At 72.4% G+C, this 19,753-nt stretch carries 18 protein-coding genes and 2 tRNA genes; 3 read left to right on the forward strand and 17 right to left on the reverse strand.

Annotation, left to right across the window (positions count from 1 at the left end; translation table 11 throughout):
• Position 1: 1 nt before the first annotated feature.
• The 6 genes from ACFP2E_RS12710 to ACFP2E_RS12735 all read right to left on the reverse strand — a co-directional run bounded on the left by ACFP2E_RS12710 (position 2) and on the right by ACFP2E_RS12735 (position 7,056).
• Positions 2-613, reverse strand: coding sequence for an LUD domain-containing protein (locus tag ACFP2E_RS12710; RefSeq protein ID WP_378523527.1), 612 nt, complete (start codon positions 611-613; stop codon positions 2-4).
• Positions 614-701: 88 nt separating this feature from the next.
• A complete protein-coding gene (locus ACFP2E_RS12715) occupies positions 702-1,925 on the reverse strand; it encodes an FAD-binding oxidoreductase (protein WP_378523528.1) in 1,224 nt (407 codons plus the stop codon).
• Between the two features lie 236 nt (positions 1,926-2,161).
• Positions 2,162-3,625: an MFS transporter gene (locus ACFP2E_RS12720; RefSeq protein ID WP_378523529.1), complete on the reverse strand. Its 1,464-nt coding sequence runs from the start codon at positions 3,623-3,625 to the stop codon at positions 2,162-2,164.
• A 26-nt stretch (positions 3,626-3,651) separates the two neighbouring features.
• Positions 3,652-4,536: an SDR family oxidoreductase gene (locus tag ACFP2E_RS12725; protein ID WP_378523530.1), complete on the reverse strand. Its 885-nt coding sequence runs from the start codon at positions 4,534-4,536 to the stop codon at positions 3,652-3,654.
• An 86-nt stretch (positions 4,537-4,622) separates the two neighbouring features.
• The gene (secD, locus tag ACFP2E_RS12730; protein WP_378523531.1) at positions 4,623-6,905 is read right to left on the reverse strand and encodes a protein translocase subunit SecD; all 2,283 of its coding nucleotides are present in this window, start codon (positions 6,903-6,905) and stop codon (positions 4,623-4,625) included.
• Between the two features lie 77 nt (positions 6,906-6,982).
• Positions 6,983-7,056 (reverse strand) — tRNA-Met (locus tag ACFP2E_RS12735).
• 92 nt (positions 7,057-7,148) lie between these two features.
• Here ACFP2E_RS12735 and ACFP2E_RS12740 point away from each other — a divergent pair.
• Complete coding sequence (locus ACFP2E_RS12740; protein ID WP_378523532.1) at positions 7,149-7,979, forward strand: hypothetical protein; 831 nt, start codon at positions 7,149-7,151, stop codon at positions 7,977-7,979.
• Here ACFP2E_RS12740 and ACFP2E_RS12745 read toward each other — a convergent pair.
• The 8 genes from ACFP2E_RS12745 to ACFP2E_RS12780 all read right to left on the reverse strand — a co-directional run bounded on the left by ACFP2E_RS12745 (position 7,966) and on the right by ACFP2E_RS12780 (position 14,810).
• Positions 7,966-8,409 carry a DUF2177 family protein gene (locus ACFP2E_RS12745; protein ID WP_378523534.1) on the reverse strand — a complete coding sequence of 148 codons (444 nt, stop codon included), beginning with the start codon at positions 8,407-8,409 and terminating at the stop codon, positions 7,966-7,968. The genes ACFP2E_RS12740 and ACFP2E_RS12745 overlap by 14 nt on opposite strands.
• Positions 8,410-8,439: 30 nt before the next feature.
• On the reverse strand, positions 8,440-8,859 hold the full coding sequence (locus ACFP2E_RS12750) for a nuclear transport factor 2 family protein (protein WP_378523535.1): 420 nt from the start codon (positions 8,857-8,859) through the stop codon (positions 8,440-8,442).
• Positions 8,860-9,044: 185 nt separating this feature from the next.
• Positions 9,045-9,121: transfer RNA gene (locus tag ACFP2E_RS12755), tRNA-Met, on the reverse strand.
• A gap of 106 nt (positions 9,122-9,227) precedes the next feature.
• Positions 9,228-12,197 (reverse strand): UPF0182 family protein, encoded by a 2,970-nt coding sequence (locus ACFP2E_RS12760; protein WP_378523536.1) that lies wholly within the window; start codon positions 12,195-12,197, stop codon positions 9,228-9,230.
• Positions 12,198-12,269: 72 nt separating this feature from the next.
• Entirely contained in the window at positions 12,270-12,911 is a 642-nt protein-coding gene (locus tag ACFP2E_RS12765) for a PPA1309 family protein (protein WP_378523537.1), read from the reverse strand.
• Positions 12,908-13,960 (reverse strand): PDZ domain-containing protein, encoded by a 1,053-nt coding sequence (locus ACFP2E_RS12770; RefSeq protein WP_378523538.1) that lies wholly within the window; start codon positions 13,958-13,960, stop codon positions 12,908-12,910. Before ACFP2E_RS12770 ends, ACFP2E_RS12765 begins: the two co-directional genes overlap by 4 nt.
• 27 nt (positions 13,961-13,987) lie before the next feature.
• Entirely contained in the window at positions 13,988-14,257 is a 270-nt protein-coding gene (locus ACFP2E_RS12775; protein WP_378523539.1) for a hypothetical protein, read from the reverse strand.
• Positions 14,258-14,339: 82 nt separating this feature from the next.
• Complete coding sequence (locus ACFP2E_RS12780) at positions 14,340-14,810, reverse strand: molybdenum cofactor biosynthesis protein MoaE (protein WP_378523540.1); 471 nt, start codon at positions 14,808-14,810, stop codon at positions 14,340-14,342.
• A 40-nt stretch (positions 14,811-14,850) separates the two neighbouring features.
• Between ACFP2E_RS12780 and ACFP2E_RS12785 the strand changes: the two genes are divergently transcribed.
• Positions 14,851-16,242, forward strand: a complete 1,392-nt coding sequence (locus ACFP2E_RS12785) for a zinc-dependent metalloprotease (protein ID WP_378523541.1) — start codon at positions 14,851-14,853, stop codon at positions 16,240-16,242.
• A complete protein-coding gene (locus ACFP2E_RS12790) occupies positions 16,239-16,796 on the forward strand; it encodes an NUDIX hydrolase (protein WP_378523542.1) in 558 nt (185 codons plus the stop codon). Before ACFP2E_RS12785 ends, ACFP2E_RS12790 begins: the two co-directional genes overlap by 4 nt.
• Before the next feature lie 35 nt (positions 16,797-16,831).
• Here ACFP2E_RS12790 and ACFP2E_RS12795 read toward each other — a convergent pair whose 3' ends face one another.
• The 3 genes from ACFP2E_RS12795 to ACFP2E_RS12805 form a co-directional block, all read right to left on the reverse strand.
• The gene (locus ACFP2E_RS12795) at positions 16,832-17,383 is read right to left on the reverse strand and encodes a M48 family metallopeptidase (RefSeq protein WP_378523543.1); all 552 of its coding nucleotides are present in this window, start codon (positions 17,381-17,383) and stop codon (positions 16,832-16,834) included.
• A gap of 17 nt (positions 17,384-17,400) precedes the next feature.
• On the reverse strand, positions 17,401-18,480 hold the full coding sequence (locus ACFP2E_RS12800; RefSeq protein WP_378523544.1) for a PHP domain-containing protein: 1,080 nt from the start codon (positions 18,478-18,480) through the stop codon (positions 17,401-17,403).
• 357 nt (positions 18,481-18,837) lie between these two features.
• Positions 18,838-19,632 carry an enoyl-CoA hydratase/isomerase family protein gene (locus tag ACFP2E_RS12805; RefSeq protein WP_378523545.1) on the reverse strand — a complete coding sequence of 265 codons (795 nt, stop codon included), beginning with the start codon at positions 19,630-19,632 and terminating at the stop codon, positions 18,838-18,840.
• Positions 19,633-19,753: the final 121 nt, after the last annotated feature.

Below are 19,753 nucleotides of genomic sequence, written 5' to 3' on the forward strand. Positions count from 1 at the left end.
TTCAGTACCCGACGGGCTCGTCGATGAGGATGATCTGCGTGCGACCCGGCGTCGGCTCACCGAAGACCGTGAGGACCTTGTTGACGGCGCTCCCCTGCCCGTACGCCGCACGGGCCCGGGCGTCCTCCAGGGGCAGGCAGTGCTCCCGGATCCTCAGCATGCCGTCGGCAAGGTCAGGGACGAGCTTCTGCATGCCCACCAGCCAGATGACCCGGTCCGCCCCGTAGCTGTAGCCGGCCAGCTGGCTTCCGCTCGAGGAGGCGACCAGTACCTCGCCGTCGTGCGTCACCGCGTTGACACTGCCGATGAGGACGGACGGCGCCCCCGCCAGCTCCTTCATCCGCCGCCGGTCACGCTCGTAGTCCATGGACCCGAATGCCTGCCGGACGGACCGGTGTCCAGCGGCGACCAGCCGATCCTCGAGGCCGGCCAGTCGCACCGTCTCCGAGGAGGCCGTGAAGAAGTCGGCGGGGTCAGGGAGGAGCTCGAGGGCGAGGTCGGCTCCCGCCCCGACCGTGGCGACGCGGTGCACCTCGTGCCCTCTCCTCCGCAGGGCCGTGACGGTCTTCGTGGCCGGATTGTCATGCTGGGCGAGCAGCGACGTAGCGGTCATTCTGGTTCCTCCTGAGGATCTGGGTGGTGGCGGCAGAGGACGGGCGGCAGCGCCCACAGGAGCGTGGGCGCCACCGCGTGCCGTGCACTCACTCGACGAGGTAGCGGGCCGCGGCGATCACGCGGCGGGGATCATGGCGTTCGACCACCGCCGTGAGCCGACGGAGGGTCTCAGGGCGATACGCCCGGGCCGCCGTGTCGCGGTCGTGGGGAGGCCCGAAGTTCGGCCAAACACCACCCGTGTCCCATGGGGCCAGAGCCTGACGAAGCCGCTCGTGGCTCTCCCGTACCCCGGGTTGTGCCAGCCCGACCGTCAGAAGGCTGTACCGCGCGGCGCGGTGGTCGAAGGCGTCGGGGACGTCGGGCGGGGCGGCGTAGGCGCCACCGAGGTGGCGGATCTCGACCATCACCTGCGGACAGTCGGCTCCGGGCCCGGCCTGGGCCAGAAGGCTCGCAGCCGCTTCATCCGTGAACTCGTGCAGCAATCCACCGAGGTCGATCATCGGCATGGGGTCCACCGGGTCGGCGTGCACCGAGTCGACGGCGGCGAACGGCTTCGGCCCGGCGTCGTCGAGGATCACCGGGGCGACGCCCCGGAGCTCGTCGAGCCAACGGCGTCCCTCGGCGGGGTCCCCCGCCCACAGGAAGCGCACGCCGAGCGTCAGCCTTCCGCGGAGCTCGTCCGGCACGCTGTCGAGCGGAGGGAGCCGCAGGAGCACGAATGAGGTGTTGCCACCGTCCGGCAGCCGGTCGGCCCAGCGTCGCCAGACGTCGATGACTCGCGGGGCATCGTCGCCGTCGAAGTAGAGCGCGCCACCGTAGAAGGAGGAGAGCCGGACGAGGTCGATGTCGACGGACGTGACGATGCCGGCGGCGCCCTTGCCGCCCCGGAGGGCCGTGAAGAGGTCCTGGCCCTCGACCGCGGAGACTCGCCGCAACCGACCGTCGCCCGTCACGACCTCGAATGCCCGGACGTGGTCGGACGCCAGACCGTAGGTACGCGCCAGAGGACCCGCGCCACCCCCGGTGATGAACCCCACCGCTCCCACGCCGCTCGAGGACCCGGTGAGCGGTGCCAACCCGTGTGGGGCGGCCTCGTCGATGACCCGGGCCCAGGATGCTCCCGCGCCGATCCGCGCCCATCCCTCGGGGTTCACCGACACCTCACGCAGTCGAGACGTGTTGACGAGCAGGTCCCCCGCGAGACCGGACTGCGTCCCGTGTCCGGTGGCCATCACTCCGACGGTGAGCCGGTGCTCGCCGGCGTACCGGACGGCCAGCGAGACGTCCTCGGCGGTCCTGGGATCGACCACGGCACGCGGGCGAAGGTCTGTGGCGAGGTTCCAGGCTTTCCGCAGGCGCTCGTGGTCCGAGTCGCCGGGGAGACAGGTGATGGCCGCGAGCTCGGGTGGCATCGGCGGGAGGGCGCCAGGTTGTGCAGTCCGTGCGGACGCTTCGGGGGCGGTGGTCATGTGGTGCAACCTTCGTTCTGGGATCGTCGTGCTGGCTGGCGGAGTCAGATGATGGGTCGGATGATGGAGTCGCACGGTCACTGCGGAACCAGTGCCGGCCCGCTGTCCTCGATGTCATCCGCATCGCGCCCCTCCTCGCTCCGGTCCGGGACACGGCCGAGCGCTCGAGGAACGCGTAGGGCCACCAGCAGGCCGGCGGCGGTGAGTGCGGCGGACACCAGTAGGCCGGTTCGGTAGCCCGCCACCAGGTCGCCGGCCGCCCCCACGCCTCCGACGAACGCCGTGGCCGTCGAGGCGATGGCGGCCAGCCCGATGGCCGGACCGAGCTCCTGGGAGGTGTTCAGCAGACCGGAGGCCGCGCCCTGGTCCTCGGGCCGGACCCCAGCGGTGGCGGCGATGTAGGTGGGTACGTAAGTCAGCGCACTTCCCACTGCCACGAGGAGGAGCGCCGGGAGCACGTCGCTCCAGTAGGACCCGTCGGTGGACATGCGGCTCAGCAGCAGCATCCCGAGCGCGCCGGTGGCCAGTCCCAGCAGCAACGGGTCGCGCGCGCCGCGACGACTGACGAGCTTCCCACTGAGCGGCGCCAGACCCATGATCAGCAGCGTGATGGGAGCGAAGGCCAGTCCGACCATCATCGCCGAGTGCCCCAGCACGAGCTGGAGGTAGAGGGTGGTGAAGAACAGGCTGGCGGTCACCGTGGCGGCCGACAGCGCGATCAGCGCGTTGGCCGGGCGAACACCGGCGGCGCCCAGCAGCGTGGGCGGCACGAGGCGATCGGTCGTCCGGCGCTGCTGGAGCATGAACACGGCGAGACAGCTGAGGGCGACACCGAGGCACCCGATGACGAATCCGCTCGTTCCGCGGTCCGGAAGCCAGGCCAGGGCCAGCACGGTCGGGGCGAGGGCCCCGACGAGCAGCAGGGAACCGAACGGGTCCAGCCTCCGCGCCTCACCGACGGACCGGTGAAGGGTGGCCGCCGCAGCCACCAGGGCGACGACCCCGATGGGCACGTTGAGGAGGAAGACCCAGCGCCAGCCGAGTGTGCTGACGACAACACCTCCCAGCACCTGACCCGCGATCGCTCCGCCTGCACCGACGGCACCCCACACACCCATCGCCCGGTTGCGCGTCACAGTGTCCTCGAAGCGGCTGAGCAGCAGCGCCAGGGCGTTGGGGCTGACCATGGCAGCACCGACTCCCTGCACGGCCCTGGCGGCGAAGAACTGCCACGGCTCCTGAGCCAGTCCGGCGACGAGGGAGGCGGCGGTGAAGACAGCGATTCCGGCGAGGAACACTGGTCGACGTCCCCAGACGTCACCAGCCCGGCCGGCGGTGATGAGAAGGGCACCGAAAGTGGCGGTGTACGCCACGGCTGTCAGGAAGAGCTGCGCGTCGGCGAGCCCGAGAGAGGCTCTCAGGGTGGGCAACGCGACGTTCACGATGACGACGTCGACGATCAGCATGAACTGTGCGACGCACAGCACCGCGACAGCGATCTTGTCCCCGGGGCCCATGCCCTGGGGTCGGGCGATACTCATGGAAGTCTCCTGGAGGTGAGTGATGGTCAGGCTTTCGTGGCGAAGCCCGCGATGTGGCGGCCCCAGTGGGGACGCCGACCGTCGACGTCGGTGAACCCGTACTCGTCGCTCAGGTCCCAGCTGGTGAGGACCGCTCCCGACTTCGAGAGCAGGTCGGGATCGGCGGCCAGGGCCGCCACGGCGCGGCCCACGAAGCGTGGTGTCTCCGAGGCGAGGAAGTGGGGGTCGCGCGACGCCCCGTCGCGCCAGTTGGCCTCGGTGACGCCGAAGATGTCGAGCATGGCCTCGGACCTGAGGAAGCCTGGCGTCACGGCGACCGAGGCGACGCCGTGGCTCCGCAGCTCGTGCGCCATGGCGTAGGCGAGGCGGCTCGTTGCGGTCTTGACCAGGTCGTAGCCCAGACTTCCGCGGTAGTGCTCACCGGTCCCGTCGGTCACTTCGACGACCAGTCCGCGGCCAGGGCGCTCGATCAGGAGGGGCACCAGGTGCCGGCTGGTCACGATGTGCGTGCGCACCGCCTGCTGCCACAGGCGGTCCAGTTTGCCTCCGTCCAGCTCCCAGAAGGGCGTGCCCCACTGCGTCAGGCGGTCGCCGCCCCAGATGTCGTTGACGAGGACGTCGAGTCCCCCGAGCTCTGCTCGTACCGTCTCGGCCAGACGCACGACCTGCGCGTCGTCCTCGTGGTCCGTCACGAGCGCCAGCCCTCGTCCGCCGGCTGCGGTGACGAGGTCGGCCGTCTGCTCGATGGTCTCCGGCCGGTCCATGTCGGACCGGCGGCCTCGATGCGACCTCCCGGTCACGACGACGGTGGCACCGGCAGCGCCGAGCTCGACCGCGATACCTCGCCCGGCGCCGCGCGTTGCTCCGGCGACCAGCGCGACGCTGTTGCGAAGAGGCAGTTCCTTGGACATGCCGTAAACATAAACGACTGTTCATTTATAGTCAAACGGATAGAGATGCCATGGGCACCGGTCCGCAGCGGGCGGCAAGCCCAGGGTCAGATCACCGCGCCCGAGTCCTCGGGGTCGCGCTGCGTGCGCCGCCTGACCGGAGCGGTCCTCGGCAGCGGCCAGCGCTCGTGGAGCAGCAGCGAGAGCGGCGCGGCGGTGAAGACGGACGAGTAGGTGCCGATCCCCAGCCCCAGCAGCAGCGCGATCGCGAAGTCGCGCAGCGAGTCGCCGCCGAGCACCGCCAGCGCGGCGAGGATGAACATCGCGCCGAGGCCGGTGTTGACGGTGCGGGGCAGGGTGTCGAGGACGGCCCGGTTGGCGACGGCGGTCATGTCCTCCTCGCGACTGGCGCGCCACTGCTCGCGGATGCGGTCGAAGACCACGACGGAGTCGTTGACCGAGAGGCCGATGATCGTCAGCGCGGCGGCGAGGAAGACGCCGTCGATGGGCTTGCCGAGCCACGCGAAGATGCCGACCACCAGCACGACGTCGTGGAACATCGCCAGGACGGCGGAGGCGCCGATCGTCCACTTGAACCTGATCGCCAGGTAGATCATCTGCATCAGCAGGGCGATGCCGAACGCGATCAGCGCCTTCTGCCGCAGCTCGTCGCCGAGGCTGGGGCCGATCAGCTCGTCGCGCTCCTTGGTGGCTCCCCCTGCCTCCTCGGCGAGCGCCTCCTCGATGGTGACGACGTCCTGGTTGCTGATGGTGCCGGTGCGCACGGCGATCTGGCCGCGGTCCGCCTCCTGCACGACGGCAGTGGGGAAGCCGGCGTCGGAGACCGCCTCGCGGGCCTGGTCCACGGTGATCGGCTGGCTGGTGGAGTACTGGATCAGCCGGCCGCCGGTGAACTCCACCCCGAGGTTGAGCCCGTTGACGACGATGCCGGTGATCGCCACGACCAGGGCGACGGCGGACACGGCCAGCCAGCGGCGGCTGCGGCCCAGGATGTCGGGGTTGGAGCGGCGCAGCCACTGCCGCACCCGGCCCTCGGTGGCCAGGCCGGTGATGGCGGGCCGACGGCGCAGCCACGTGGTGCGGGCGGCCTGCTCGGTGAGGACCCGGGCCACGATCAGCGCCGAGATCATCGAGGCGAGCACGCCGATCGACAGGGTCACACCGAAGCCCTTGACGGGCCCGGAGGCGAGGAAGAACAGCAGTGCCGCGGCGAGCAGCGTGGTGACGTTGGAGTCGATGATCGCCGACCAGGCCTTGTTGAAGCCGGTCCCGAGGGCGCGGACGAGCCCGGTGCGCTCGGAGCCGGTGAACTCCTCGCGGGCGCGCTCGAAGATGAGCACGTTGGCGTCGATCGCGAGGCCGATCGCGAGCACGAACCCGGCGAGGCCGGGCAGCGTCAGCGTGGCCCCCAACGCGGTGAGCGCCGCGTAGGAGATGACGGCGTACGTCGCCAGGGCGAACGTCGCGAGCAGGCCCATCAGCCGGTAGACGATCGCGATGAAGAGGCCGGTCAGGATCAGGCCGATCACGCCCGCCCGGGCGGAGGCGTCGATGGCGTCGGCGCCGAGGGTGGGGCCGACGGTGCGCTGCTCGATGATCTCCACGGGGACCGGCAGGGCGCCGCCCTCGATGAGGATGGCGAGGTTCTGCGCCTCCTCGAGGGTGAAGTCCCCGGTGATCTGGGTCGAGCCGCCCGAGATGCCGGCGCCGCAGCCGACGTCGGCGACGACCTGCGGCGAGGAGATGATCTCGTCGTCGAGCACGATGGCGATGCGGCGCGCGGGGTCGCCGAGCGGGGCGCACGCGGCCTCGGCGGTGAGGTCCCGCCAGGCGCTGCGGCCCTCGCTGCCCCGGAAGTCGACGGTGACGAACCAGCCCGTGCCGCGGGACGGGTCGTTGCCGGGGTCGGACCCGGACACGAGGTCGCCGGGGACCGCTACGGGTCCCAGCCGCAGTCGCTGGCCGTCCTCGTCCGTCAGGATCCGTTCGCCCTGCTCCGGCTCGGCCCGCTGCCCCACCGCCTCGATGACGGGGTGGAAGCTGAGCTGGGCCGTGCGGCCGATGACACGCGCCGCCTCCCGCGGGTCCTGCAGGTCGGGGAGCTCGACGATGATGCGGTTCTCCCCCGCGCGGGCGAGCGTGGGCTCGGCGACGCCGAGGGCGTCCACCCGGCCGCGGAGGATCTCCAGCGTCCGGTCCGTGGCCTCGGCGTCGGCCTTCACCGTGGGCGAGTCCTGCGTCTCGAGGACGATCTGCGTGCCGCCCCGCAGGTCGAGGCCGAGCCGCGGCTCGGCGGTGAGCGCCAGCGCGGCGGACCCGCCGAGGATGAGCAGGGCGAGGACCAGACGGACGAGAGCAGCACGGGGCACGCGCCCATCCTCGCAGCGTCGTCCGCGGGAATGCGGAGAGGCCCTCACAGGCGATCCTGTGAGGGCCTCTCCATCAGTAGCGGGGGCAGGATTTGAACCTGCGACCTCTGGGTTATGAGCCCAGCGAGCTACCGAGCTGCTCCACCCCGCGCCGGTGACTCAACCGTCACACACGAGGCCCGCCGGACACAAACCGGGGGCGCTGTCGGCGCTGTGGTGGGGGTGTCCGCCTACGCTCGACGCGTGGCTCCTGACGTGCTCCTTGTCGGCTGCGGTGACCTCGGGTCCCGGATCGGGCTCCGGCTGGCCGAGCAGGGGCACCGGGTGCTCGCGCTGCGGCGCCGCGCCGACCTCGTGCCCCCACCCCTGCAGGGCCTGTCGGTCGACCTCACCCGGGAGACTCCCGAGTTTCCCTCGCTCGACCTGCGCTACCTCGTCGTTGCCCTCACCGCGCGACCGCGCACCGAGGACGTCTACCGGGCGACGTACGTCGAGGGTATGCGGCGGGCGCTCGACGCCGTGGAGGCGACCGGACAGCGCCCGGACCGGGCGGTACTGGTCTCCTCCACCGGCGTGCACGGCGACGTGCCGGACGGCATCCTCGTCGACGAGGACCTGCCGCCCTCCCCCGCCGACGGGCCGGCGCGGGTGCTGCTCGAGGCGGAGCAGCTCTTCGCTGGGCGGGTGCCCGGCGGGACGGTGCTGCGCTGCTCCGGCCTGTACGACGGTGAGGGTGGGCGGCTCGTGGCCAAGGTGAGGTCAGGCGAGGTGGGCGACCCGGACCGCTGGACCAACCGCATCCACCGCGACGACGCCGCGGCCGCGGTGGTGCACCTGCTCACCCGCCCGGACCCCCCCGAGCCCGTCTACCTCGGCACCGACGACGAGCCGGCGCTGATGGGCGACGTCGCGGCCCACCTCGCGCACCGCTTGGGCGCCCCCGCGCCGCCTCCGGCTGACCGGGCGCGGGCGCACGGCAAGCGGATCTCCAACGTCCGGCTGCGGGCGACCGGCTGGGTGCCGGCGTACCCGACCTACCGCGAGGGGTACGCCGCGTCGCTCACCGACCGGTGACCGCGTCCGCCGAGGCGTGACCGAGACGGCGCAGGACCAGGGTGGTCACCCCGCACACCGTGGCCGACAGCACCGCACCCCACGTCAGGTCGATCGGGACCAGCGCGGCCGGGAACCCCTCGAGCACGGCCAGGCTGGTGAGGTCCCAGGTGGCGTAGGTGACCAGGCCGAAGAAGGCCCCTGACCCGAGCGCCCAACGCACGCTGTCGCGGGCGAGCGCGGGCAGGACCACGAAGTGCACCAGCCCGGCCACGAACAGCGCGTAGAACAGCACCGCCGCCCCAGGGCGCGGCGACTCGGCCATCAGCGGCCCCAGCTGGTCGGCGTACAGGTCGTCCGCCACGACCGTCAGCCACACCAGGTCGACGGCGAGGAAGACGACCGCGGCGACGGCATAGGACAGGAGCGCACGACGCACGGAGGGGCCCATGACCGCGAGCCTACGCAGGCGGTGGCCGAGTCACAGGCCGAGCTGCCTCATGATCAGGCCGGGGTCGAAGTAGTCGCGTTCCTCCACGATCTGACCAGTCCCGGGATCGATGTCGAGCGCCCACACCATGGGCACCTCGATCCGTCGGCCGGTCGCCTCGACCGTGCCCTGGCCAAGATCCAGGGGACCGTCGTTCACGGCGGTCATCACGACCTCGGCGAGCACCTGGTCGATCGTGGAGACGACGTTCCTGACGCGGACCTCGATGTCGCCGAAGGCTGCGAGCAGGGCGCTCTCGCCCGCGATGATCGCGGTCCGGCCACGCGCCGGCTCGGGGCGCATCGGCTCGTGCATGACCGCCGCGTCGGCGAAGAGCCTGCCGAACGCCTCGAGGTCCTGTTCCTGGATGGCGTGGACCAGGTCCGCCAGCACCGCCGTGACCACCGGCATCAGGCCTCCCTCGCTCGCAGTCGCCGTGGTGGACGCCCCGGCACGAGACGTCGTGACCGACGCTACGCCGCGTCGGCGCGGGACGGGAGGGGTCCGAGAGGCGCTGCCCGACGGGAGGGCCGCCCCGGCGCACGGCCGCCGGAACGACAGAAGGCCCGGACCTGATGGTCCGGGCCTTCTGTGACTGGTAGCGGGGGCAGGATTTGAACCTGCGACCTCTGGGTTATGAGCCCAGCGAGCTACCGAGCTGCTCCACCCCGCGTCGGTGAACACAACCTTACGGGATCGCTCTGGGGGCACCAAATCCGGGTCGGGGCCCTGCCTTCGCTCACGGGGTTTCGAGGCTCGGCGCTGACGCGCCCCACACCTCAACCGCCGGCGCCGGCGGCTTCCTCCCCTTCGGCCTCCTGCTCCTCCTGCTGCTGCTCGGCGAGGGCGACCGCGCGCTCGATGAGCCGCTGGGCCTCCTCGGTCTTCTCGGCCCAGGTGACGGTGTCGCCGGAGCGCTGTGCCGCCTCGGCGTCGTCGAACGCCCGCTGCGCCTGGATGAGCAGGCGGCGGATCTGCTCGTCGACCGTGCCCGTCGGCTCCTCGTCGTCCGGCCCGCCGTCACCGGGCCGCGGGGGCTCGGGGCTCGGCGGTGCGCTGGTGTCGACGCCGAGGACGTCACCGAGCGCGGCGGTGAGGGTGTCGCCGATGCCGACGCGGTCGCCGTACGACACGATCACGAACTGCAGCTCGGGATAGCTGGCGTCGGAGAGCTCCCGGATCGCGTAGACCGGCTGGACGTACATCAGGCCGTCGCCGACCGGCAGCGTCAGCAGGTTGCCGTAGACCGGCCGCGAGCCACCCGACTGGAAGGCCAGCAGCTCGTTGCGGACCTCCTCGTCGGTGGTCATCTGGTTCTTGATGAGGCCCGGGCCCGGCGTCTGCTCGTTGGGCAGCTGCAGCACGCGGATCTTGCCGTAGTCCTCGTCCGTGGCGTCGGCGTTGACCGACACGAACGACGCGAGGTTGTTCTTGTTGAACGGCACGTAGACCGACGTCATCGAGAAGGTCTGGCCCTCGCCGTCCTCGTCGTTGATGAAGAGCCGGTACGGCGGCTGGAAGTTGCCCGGCGCCTCCGGGTCCTCCGGGACCGCCCAGCGGTCGTTGCCCTGGTACCAGTCGCGCTCGTCGGTGACGTGGTAGCGCGCGAACTGGTAGCGCTGCACCTTGAACATGTCCTCGGGGTAGCGCAGGTGCTCGAGCACCGAGTCCGGGATCGCGTCACGGTCCTGCACGACGTCGGGGAAGGCACCGCGCCAGGCCTGCAGGATCGGGTCCTCCTCGTCCCAGGCGTAGATGTTGACGGTGCCGTCGTAGGCGTCGAGGGTCACCTTCACTGCGTTGCGCATGTAGTTGATCTCGTCGGTCGGCAGCGCCCCGAAGGCGGTGCCCTCGTCGAGCGAGTCGCTGGTCATCTCCTCGAAGGACTCGCGCTGCGACAGCGGGTAGCGGTCCGTCGTGGTGTAGCCGTCGACGATCCACAGGATCCGGCCGTCGACCACCGCGGGGTACGGGTCCTTGTCCAGCGTCAGCCAGGGCGCGAGCTTCTCGACCCGCTCCAGCGGCTGGCGGTAGTAGAGGACCTTGCTGTTCTCGTTGACCCGCTCCGACAGGATGAAGTTCGGGTCGCCGAACCGCACGGCGTAGAGCAGCTGGCGCATGAGGCTGCCGACCTCGACGCCGCCCTTGCCGTCGTACGTCGTGGTCTGCCCCTCCTCAGGGTCGGAGGCGGCGTTGCCGAGGTCGAGCTCGACGTCGGGACCGCCCTCGACCTTGCCGACGATGGAGTACTCGGGGCTGGTCTCGCCGAAGTAGACCCGGCTCTCGTAGCCGTCGGGGAAGAGCCGGTAGAGCACGTCCTGGTTGGACTGCTGGCCCTCGGCCCACTGGATGGTGCGGCTGCGCTCGGAGCCGTTGTCCTCGGGACGCTGGTTGGCGAAGGCGGCGATGACGCCGTTGCCGTGGGTGTAGACGGTGTGGAGGTTCGTCCAGTTGCGGTCGCCCTGGTTGAGACCCGACTGGTCGAGCTCGCGGACGCCGAGCACGAGCGCCCGCTCCTCGCCCTGGATGGTGTAGCGGTCGACGTCGAGGACGTCGGCCACGGAGTAGTAGGCGCGGACCTGCTGCTGCTGCTCGAAGAGCTGGCGCACCAGGTTGGGGTCGACCAGCGGCACCTTCTCGGTCTCCGAGGTCACGCGGGCCGGCTTGGCGTCATCGAGGCTCACCGAGCTGACGAAGGGCTGTTTCTCGACGCCGTCGAGCTCGTAGGCCTCCCGGGTCGCCGAGATGTTCGCCGCGATGTACGGCGCCTCCTTGTCCGCCTCGGTCGGGTCGACCTGGAACTGCTGCACGATGCCGGGCCAGATCAGGCCCAGCAGGATCGCCGACAGCACCAGCAGCGCCAGACCGACGGAGGGCAGCATCCAGGTGCGGCGCCACACGTTGAGGAAGAACAGCACCGCGCAGATGATCGCGATGCCCATCAGGATGTTCTTGGCCGGGATGACGGCCTTGTCGTCGGTGAACGTGATGCCGGTGATCAGCCGCCCGCCCTGGTGGACCAGGTCGAACCGGTCGAGCCAGTAGTCGGCCGCCTTCGCGAGCACGAACACGCCGAGCAGCACCGACAGCTGCACCTGCGCCGCCCCGGAGAGCCGGTCGTGCTGCGTCTGCAGCCGGATGCCGCCGTACAGGTAGTGGACGAGGCCGGCCATCAGCAGCGCGACGACGCTGAACGCCATCACCGAGTCGGTGAGGTAGTGCAGCCACGGCAGGTCGAAGACGTAGAAGCCGATGTCGCGGTCGAAGTACTGGTCCTGCTGGCCGAACTCCTGGCCGTTGCGCCACAGCATGTACTCGCGCCACTGGCCGGCGGCCGAGCCGCCGGCGAAGAGGCCGAGGAGCACCGAGACGCCCACCAGCAGCCAGGTCCGGATCGGGGTCACGGCGTCGCGGTAGCGGTCGAGCCCGGTCTGCTCGGGCGAGCTGGGCCGGAACAGCGGCCGGAACCGGTAGGCCAGCCACATGTTGGCGCCCACGACCAGCGCCATCAGCGCGGCGAAGACGAGGAAGAGCCCGGTGCGGGTCCAGAACAGCGTGCTGAACACCGACGAGTAGCCGATGGCGCCGAACCAGAGCCGGTCGGTCAGGAAGGACGCGATCGTGGTCAGCGAGAAGAAGCCCACCACCAGCACGGCGCCGGTGATGATCAGCGCGCGCGACCTCCGGGTCGGCGGGGCGGGCGGCATCGGGCGTGGCTGCCGCGACCCCTCGTCGAACAGGTCGCTCACCGCTCGGCTCCGTTCACTGCTGGGCTCACTGCTGGTACTCCCCCAGGTCTGTCGGGTGGGTGCTTGCTTCGATCATGCCTCGCCACCCGTGGGACCGCCGTCGGACGAGTCGTCCTCGAGGGTCGCGGCGAGCATCTGCAGGAGGGCCGGCACGAGGTCGCCGCCGCCCACGACCGACTGGTCGTCGTCGTGGGCGCGCAGCCGCAGCGCGCAGTACGTCGCGCCCGCGCGGGTGGCGCCGGCGACGATGCGGACCTCCTGGCGGTCGGGGTGCTCGCGGGCGAACGCCTCGGCGGCCGAGGCGTCCTCCGGGAGCTCGTCGTCGGCCCCGGGCGGCAGCACGAGCCGCTCGACCACCGCCGCGCAGCCGGCCACGCCCTCGGGCCAGGAGATCGACTCCAGCACCTGCTCCAGCGGGCGGTCCGGCGACAGCTGGTCCTGCTCGATCGGGGTGAGCGAGCCCTCCGCGGCCGCGTCGTCGAGCCCCATGGCCCGGGCCAGCGCCGGCTCGTGCGCGACGAGGCTGGCGGTCTCGACCAGGGCGTAGAGCCGGGCTGGCTGGTCCCAGCCGTGCGCCGCGACGTGGCTCTCGATCTCGAGCACCGCCGACGCCAGGGCCGGGTCGACGTCCAGCTCGTCGAGCCGGTCGGACAGCTCGGGCTGGTCAGGCTGGTCGGGCTGGGCAGGCTGCTCGGGGGCTGGGCCGGTGGTCACGTCCGGTTCTCCTCGCATCGGGGCAGGTCGGCGTCCTCGTCGTCCACCCACGCCTCGAGGGCGTCGACGGCGTCGGGCATGGTGTCGGCACGGACCAGCTGCATGTCGCCGGGCGACGCGCCCAGCGCCTCGGCGCAGTTGTCGGGCGGCACGAGGAAGAGGTCGGCGCCAACGTCGCGGGCGGCGGCGATCTTCTGCTGGATGCCGCCGATCGGCAGCACCCGGCCCTCCGGGTCGATCGAGCCGGAGCCGGCGACGCTGCGGCCGCCGGTCAGCGAGCCGGGGGTGAGCGTGTCGTAGATGCCGAGCGAGAACATCAGGCCGGCGCTCGGGCCGCCGATGTTCGGGTCGATGTCGACGGTGACGTCGAACGGGAAGCGGTAGCCGGGCGTCATCTCGATGCCGATGTACGGGGTGCCGTCCCGGTCGCGGGGGGTGACGGTGACGGTGCGCTCGGTGCCGTCGCGCACCACGGTGATCTCGAGCGGCTCCCCCGCCGCGGCCGACCGCACGGCGCCTCCGACGGCGTCCATGCTGTCGACCTCCTCGCCGCCGACGGCGACGATCGTGTCGCGGGGCTCGAGCCGGCCGTCGGCGGGCGCGTCCTCGGTGACCCGGAAGACCTGCGGCGCGACCTCGACGTCGTACCCGAGCTCGGTCAGCGCGACCGCGACCGCGGCGTCCTGGGAGGACACCATCTCCAGCGCGCCCTCCTGCTCGTTGGACTCCCTCGTCTCCTCCGGCTGGTAGACGGCCCGGTAGGGGTAGACGGCGTCGTCGGGGCTGAGCCAGCCGGCCATCAGGCTGAAGAGGTTGACCTCGGCGCCGGGCTGGGTCACGTAGACGGTCGTCATCCGCAGCTCGCCGTCGTCGCGGTAGGTCTCGGCACCGCTGATCTGGATGGTCTCCCGGCCGTCCGGGGCCGCCAGCACGTCGACGGTCATGCCGGGCTGGTAGGTGACGTAGGGCAGCGGCTGGGTGACCGCCACCGCCCAGAGCGCCAGGAGCAGCGGAACAGCCAGCGCACCGGCCAGGGTTCGCTGCGTCATGGGGCCAAGACTCTCACCCGGCGAAAGTCAGGCGGAGCGGCGGGGGCTGTGGCCGCCCGAGGGCGGCTGCGGGGTGACCCGGGACGGCCGGACCGCGATGCCGGTGCTTCGGTCGCGCGCCGGACGGGGCCGGTGGGACGCGTGGGACGGCGGCTCCTGCTGCAGGGCCTGGGCGAGCCGGCGCACCGCGACCTCGCGGTCGACCTGGCCGCGGCCCTCCCGGCCGAGCCAGGACACCCACACCATCGCCACCAGCGTGACGACGGCCGGGGGCACCAGCCACAGCAGGATCTCCACGGGCCGAGCCTAGGCGCGCCGGGCGCGATGGCCGCGGAGGCACGCGGGACTCCCGCCGGGATGCCCGGGACGGTGAGGCGCCTCAGGGTGTCCCGACCCACTCGTCGGAGCCGTCGGCGAAGCGCTGGTGCTTCCAGATCGGCACCTCGGCCTTGAGGGTGTCGATGAGGGCGCGCGAGGCGTCGAACGCCTCGCCGCGGTGGGCGGCGGCGGTGGCGACCACGACCGCGGCATCGCCGATGGCGAGCGTGCCGACCCGGTGCACCGCGGCGACGCCGTGCACGTCGTGCTGCTGGGCGATGCGCTCGCACACGTCGCGCAGCCGGTCGAGGGCCGAGGGGTGCGCGGAGTAGTCGAGGCCGTCGACGCCGCGGCCGCCGTCGTGGTCGCGGACCCGGCCGACGAACAGCGTCACCCCGCCGGAGGTGTCGTCCTCGACGGCGGCGAGCACCTCGGCCACGTCGAGCGGCTCCTCGCGCAGGTCGACCAGACGGACGACCTGGCCGGCCACCCGGTCGGGCGCCTCGGGGCGGGGATCTCGGGACTCGCTCACCCCCCTGACCCTACTTGCCGGTCACGCGTACGGTTTTCCCATGAGCAACAACCCCGGCGACGGCGACGATCAGAACCCGTTCAAGGGCACGCCCTTCGAGCAGCTCTTCGGCGCGGGCGGCCTCGGGGGCCTCGGCGGTCCTGGCGGCCCCGACCTGGGCGCCCTCTTCAGCCAGATCCAGTCGATGATGCAGCCCCACGAGGGCGCGCTGAACTGGGACGTCGTGCTCGACCAGGCCCGCCGGCAGGTGGCCCAGTCCCCCGACCCGTCCCCGACGCAGCGTCAGAAGGACGCTGTCGCGGACGCCGTTCGGCTGGCCGACCACTGGCTCGACGAGGCCACCGCCTTCCCATCGGGCGTCTCCTCGGCGACGGCGTGGAGCCGGGCCGAGTGGGTCGTCGGCACCATCGACGTGTGGAAGGTGCTCGTGGAGCCGGTCGCCGAGCGGTCGGTCTCCTCGCTGGGCAACGCCCTGCCCGAGGACGCCAAGGCGATGGCCGGCCCGATCATGGGGATCCTCGGCCGCGCCGTCGGCGCGATGCTCGGCTCCCAGGTGGCCGCGGGCATCGGCGGCCTCGCCGGCGAGGTGCTCACCGCCTCCGACATCGGGCTGCCGCTCGGCCCCGCCGGCCGTGCCGCGCTCGTCCCGGCCAACGTCGCCGCCTTCGCCGAGGGCCTCGACGTCAGCGACGACGACGTGCTGCTCTACCTCGCGCTGCGCGAGGCCGCCCACCAGCGGCTCTTCGGCCACGTGCCGTGGCTGCGCGAGCACCTCCTCGGCGCGGTCACCGACTTCGCCAGGGGCCTCGAGATCAACACCGAGGCGATCCAGGAGCGGGTCGAGGAGCAGATGCGCAACCTCGACCCGACCAACATGAACCCCGAGGCGCTCCAGGAGCTGCTCGAGGGCGGCCTGTTCGACCTCCCCCGCTCGCCGCAGCAGGAGGCCGCGCTGCAGCGGCTCGAGATCACCCTGGCGCTGGTCGAGGGCTGGGTGGACGAGGTCGTCGGCCAGGCCACCGCCGAGCGGATGCCGTCGGCCGGAAAGCTCCAGGAGGCCGTACGCCGCCGCCGCGCCGCGGGCGGTCCCGCGGAGCAGACCTTTGCCTCGCTCGTGGGCCTCGAGCTGCGGCCGCGACGGCTTCGCGACGCCTCGACGCTCTGGGGCTCGCTGCGCACCCGCCAGGGCACCGAGGCCCGCGACGGCGTGTGGATGCACCCCGACCTGCTGCCGACCGCCGCCGACCTCGACGACCCGCTGGGCTTCCGCGAGTCCGCGGGCGCGCCGTCGGAGATGAGCGAGGAGGACTTCGACGCGGCGCTGCGGGACCTGCTCGAGGGCCGGTCCGGCGGGCCCACCGACGACTCCGCCGGCGAGCAGCCGGACGAGGGTCCCTCGGGCGGCCCCTCCGGCGACCGCGACGAGGAGTGAGCCTCCACGCCGACGCGCTGCGCAGCCTGACCGACTGGCAGCCGCCCGACGCCGACCAGGAGCGACTGCGCGACCGGTACGTCGCACACCTCCGCGACCACGCCGACGGTCAGGAGCGCGGGTGCTTCCCGACCCACCTGACCGCCGGCACGCTGGTGCTCGACGCGTCCCTGGACCGGGTGCTGCTCAACCTGCACCGCAAGGCGGGCCGCTGGTTCGCCTTCGGCGGCCACCTCGAGCCGGGCGACCGGACGCTGGCCGGCGCCGCGCGGCGCGAGGCCCGCGAGGAGTCGGGCATCGCCGACCTCGAGGTGGACCCGGAGCCGCTGCACCTCGACCAGCACGCGGTCGACTTCTGCGACCCCCGCGGCACCGTCCACCACCTCGACGTGCGCTACGGGGCGGTGGCGCCCGAGGGTGCCGCGCACGCGGCCAGCGAGGAGTCGCTGGCGGTGCGCTGGTGGCCGGTCTCGGCGCTGCCGGACCTCGAGCCGGAGATGCACCGGCTCATCGGGCTGGCCCGGGAGCGGTTCGGGACGCGGCAGCCCGGCTGAGGCTGCTGGCACAGGGCGGGGGCTGTCGGCGGCCCTCAGGCCTGACCGTCCTCCGGGTCCTCGTCGCCCTGGCTCGGCGGGACCTCCATCCGGGCCGAGGCCGACCAGCCCAGCAGGTAGCCCTGCGCGCGCTCGGCCTTGGGGTAGCGCTCCACCCACGACCAGAACTTGTCGTCGTGGCCGGGCTCGAGCAGGTGCGCGAGCTCGTGGACGAGTACGTAGTCGACGACCCACTGCGGCATGCCCTGCAGCCGGTCGGAGAGCCGGATGGTGCGGTCGCCGGGTGTGCAGGAGCCCCAGCGGGACTGCTGGTTGTCGACCCAGCGCACCGTCTCCGGGTCGGCGAGCCCGCCGAGGTAGCGGTCGCTGAGGTCGCGGGCCCGGGCGAGCAGCGCCTCGTCGGAGGGGCGGCGCCGCTTCTCGGAGCGCTCGAGCCGGTCGACCATCTTCTCGATCCAGCCGGCCTCCTCGGCCGCGCTCAGCGAGGCGGGGACGAGCACGACGATCCGGTCGCCGTCGCGGTACGCCGAGACCGTGCGGCGGCGTCGCCGCGAGCGGCGTACCTCCACCTCCGGCGCGATCGACATGCCCCCACGCTAGCGGGTCAGAGCCGCGCGGCGGCCCAATCGAGCAGTCGGGCGCGCGCCCAGGTGTTGACGATGCGGTCCGGGTCGATGCCCGCCGCCTCGGCCCGCTCGCAGCCGTAGTCGAGGAAGCCGAGCTGGCCCGGGGCGTGGGCGTCGCTGTCGATCGAGAACAGGCAGCCGGCGTCCCGGGCGAGCTCGAGCAGCTTCGTCGGCGGGTCGCGCCGCTCGGGACGGCTGTTGATCTCGACGGCCACGCCCTGCTCGGCGCACGCCTCGAAGACCGCGCGGGCGTCGAACCGGCTGCCGGGGCGGGTGCCCCGGTTGCCGGTGACCAGCCGACCGGTGCAGTGCCCGAGGACGTTCACGAACGGGTTGTGGATCGCGGCGACCATGCGGCGGGTCATCGCGTCCGGCTCCATCTTCAGCTTGGAGTGGACGCTGGCGACGCGGACGTCGAGCCGGCCGAGCATCTGGTCGGTCTGGTCGAGGCCGCCGTCGTCGAGGATGTCGACCTCGATCCCCTTGAGCAGCGTGAACCCGCCCTCCGCGTGGCCGCCGGCCTGCCCGCCGCCGCGGCCGGCAGCGAGGTGCTCGTTGACCGCGTCGACGACGTCGAGCTGGCGCGCGAGCCGCTCGGCGGAGAGGCCGTGGGCGACGGTGAGCCGCGGCGAGTGGTCGGTGAGGACGAGGTAGTCGTGGCCGAGCTCCATGGCGGTGAAGGCCATCTCCTCGATGGGCGAGCCGCCGTCGGACCAGTCCGAGTGGGAGTGCAGGTCGCCTCGCAGCCGGGAGCGCAGCTCGCGGCCCCCGGTGGTCAGCGGGCCGCCGTGCTCGCGTTCGAGGACGGCGAGCCGGTCGGGCAGCTCGCCGCGGACCGCGGCGGCGATCACCTTCGCGGTGCTCGCCCCCACCCCGGGCAGCTCGGTGAGCGTGCCCTCGTCGACGCGCCGGCGCAGCTCCTCCTCGGGAAGCGGCAGGATCGCCGCGGCCGCCGCGCGCCAGGCCTTGATCTTGAAGGTGTCCTCGCGGGCGCGCTCGAGCAGGAACGCGATCCGGCGCAGCGCCGCGACCGGCCCGCCGTCGTACGGCTCCTGCATGTCTCCCCTTCCGGAGCCGGTCCGACACGCGCGCGGCGGACCGGATTTCTTTCGTCCACACCCGGTGGACAGCCATTCTGGCTGGTCAGCGCTCCGACGGGCCCGGAGGCCGGCGGCTCGTCCACAACGTCGTCCCGGCCGGGGCCGCCGCCGTGCACAGCCTCCCAGCCCTCCTGCACAGACTTGTCCACAGCGTTGTCCACAGTAGGGGACGGCGGCGGTGGCGGAGGCGTTGACCGAGGTCCCAGGAGGCTCCTACGGTTCTCGGCAGACGAGGCCCCGCGGGCCGGACCGTCGTTCGCAAGGGGAAGGCGTGCGGCGTGACGGTTCCGCGGGGCCTCTTCTACTGCCCTCCTCCTAGCGCCCCGTGAACCGCGGGGGCCGCTTCTCCTGCGCCGCGCGGATCCCCTCCTGCAGGTCCTCGGTCGCGAGCGTGAGCGGCTGGGCGAGCGCCTCCCACTGCAGCCCGGCCTCGAAGTCGGCGTGGCCGCCGTCGCGCAGCGCGAGCTTGGTGAGCCGGCTCGCCACCGGGGCGGTCGCCGCCACCTGGTCGGCGGTGGCGAGCACCTCGTCGAGGAGCCCTTCCGGCTCGATCACCCGCGAGACCATCCCGAGCCGCAGCGCCTCGTCGGCGTCGACGACCCGGCCGGTCAGCAGCAGGTCGCGCGCCGCCGCCGGCCCCACCACCTCGGGCAGCAGGTAGGTGCCGGCCATGCCGGCGTGCATGCCGAGCCGCACGAACGGCACTCCCAGCCTGGCCCCCGCGGCGGCGTACCGGATGTCGCAGGCGAGCGCGAGGCACAGGCCGGCGCCGATCGCCGGCCCGTTGATCGCCGCGATCGTCGGGACCTCGAGCCGCCGGACCGACAGCCAGGCACGGTAGAAGGGCAGCATCCGCTCACGGAGGTGGTCGACGGTGGCGTCGGGCTCGCTGGCGATCCAGGAGGTGTTGCCGCCGGAGCAGAACGCCGACCCCTCCCCCGTGACCACGACGGCGCGGACCGAGCGGTCGGCGGCGAGCTCGTCGATCGCCGCGACCCACGACGAGGTCATCTGGTCGGACATGGCGTTGCGCTGGTCGGGGTTGTCGAGGGTGAGCAGCGCGACGCCCTCGGAGGGGCGCTCGAGGCGGAGGTGGGTGTAGTCAGCCATGCGCGCAGGCTACTGACCGGTTACCGGGCGGTATGGACGGGCCCGGTGCGCCTACCACGCCTGAGGCTCGGCGTGTCGTAGGGTCGAAGTGGTCCGAAAGGCTCGCCCCGAGGACCTCCGA

The organism is Nocardioides sp. GCM10027114, assembly GCF_042659625.1.
Taxonomy (GTDB): Bacteria; Actinomycetota; Actinomycetes; order Propionibacteriales; family Nocardioidaceae; genus Nocardioides.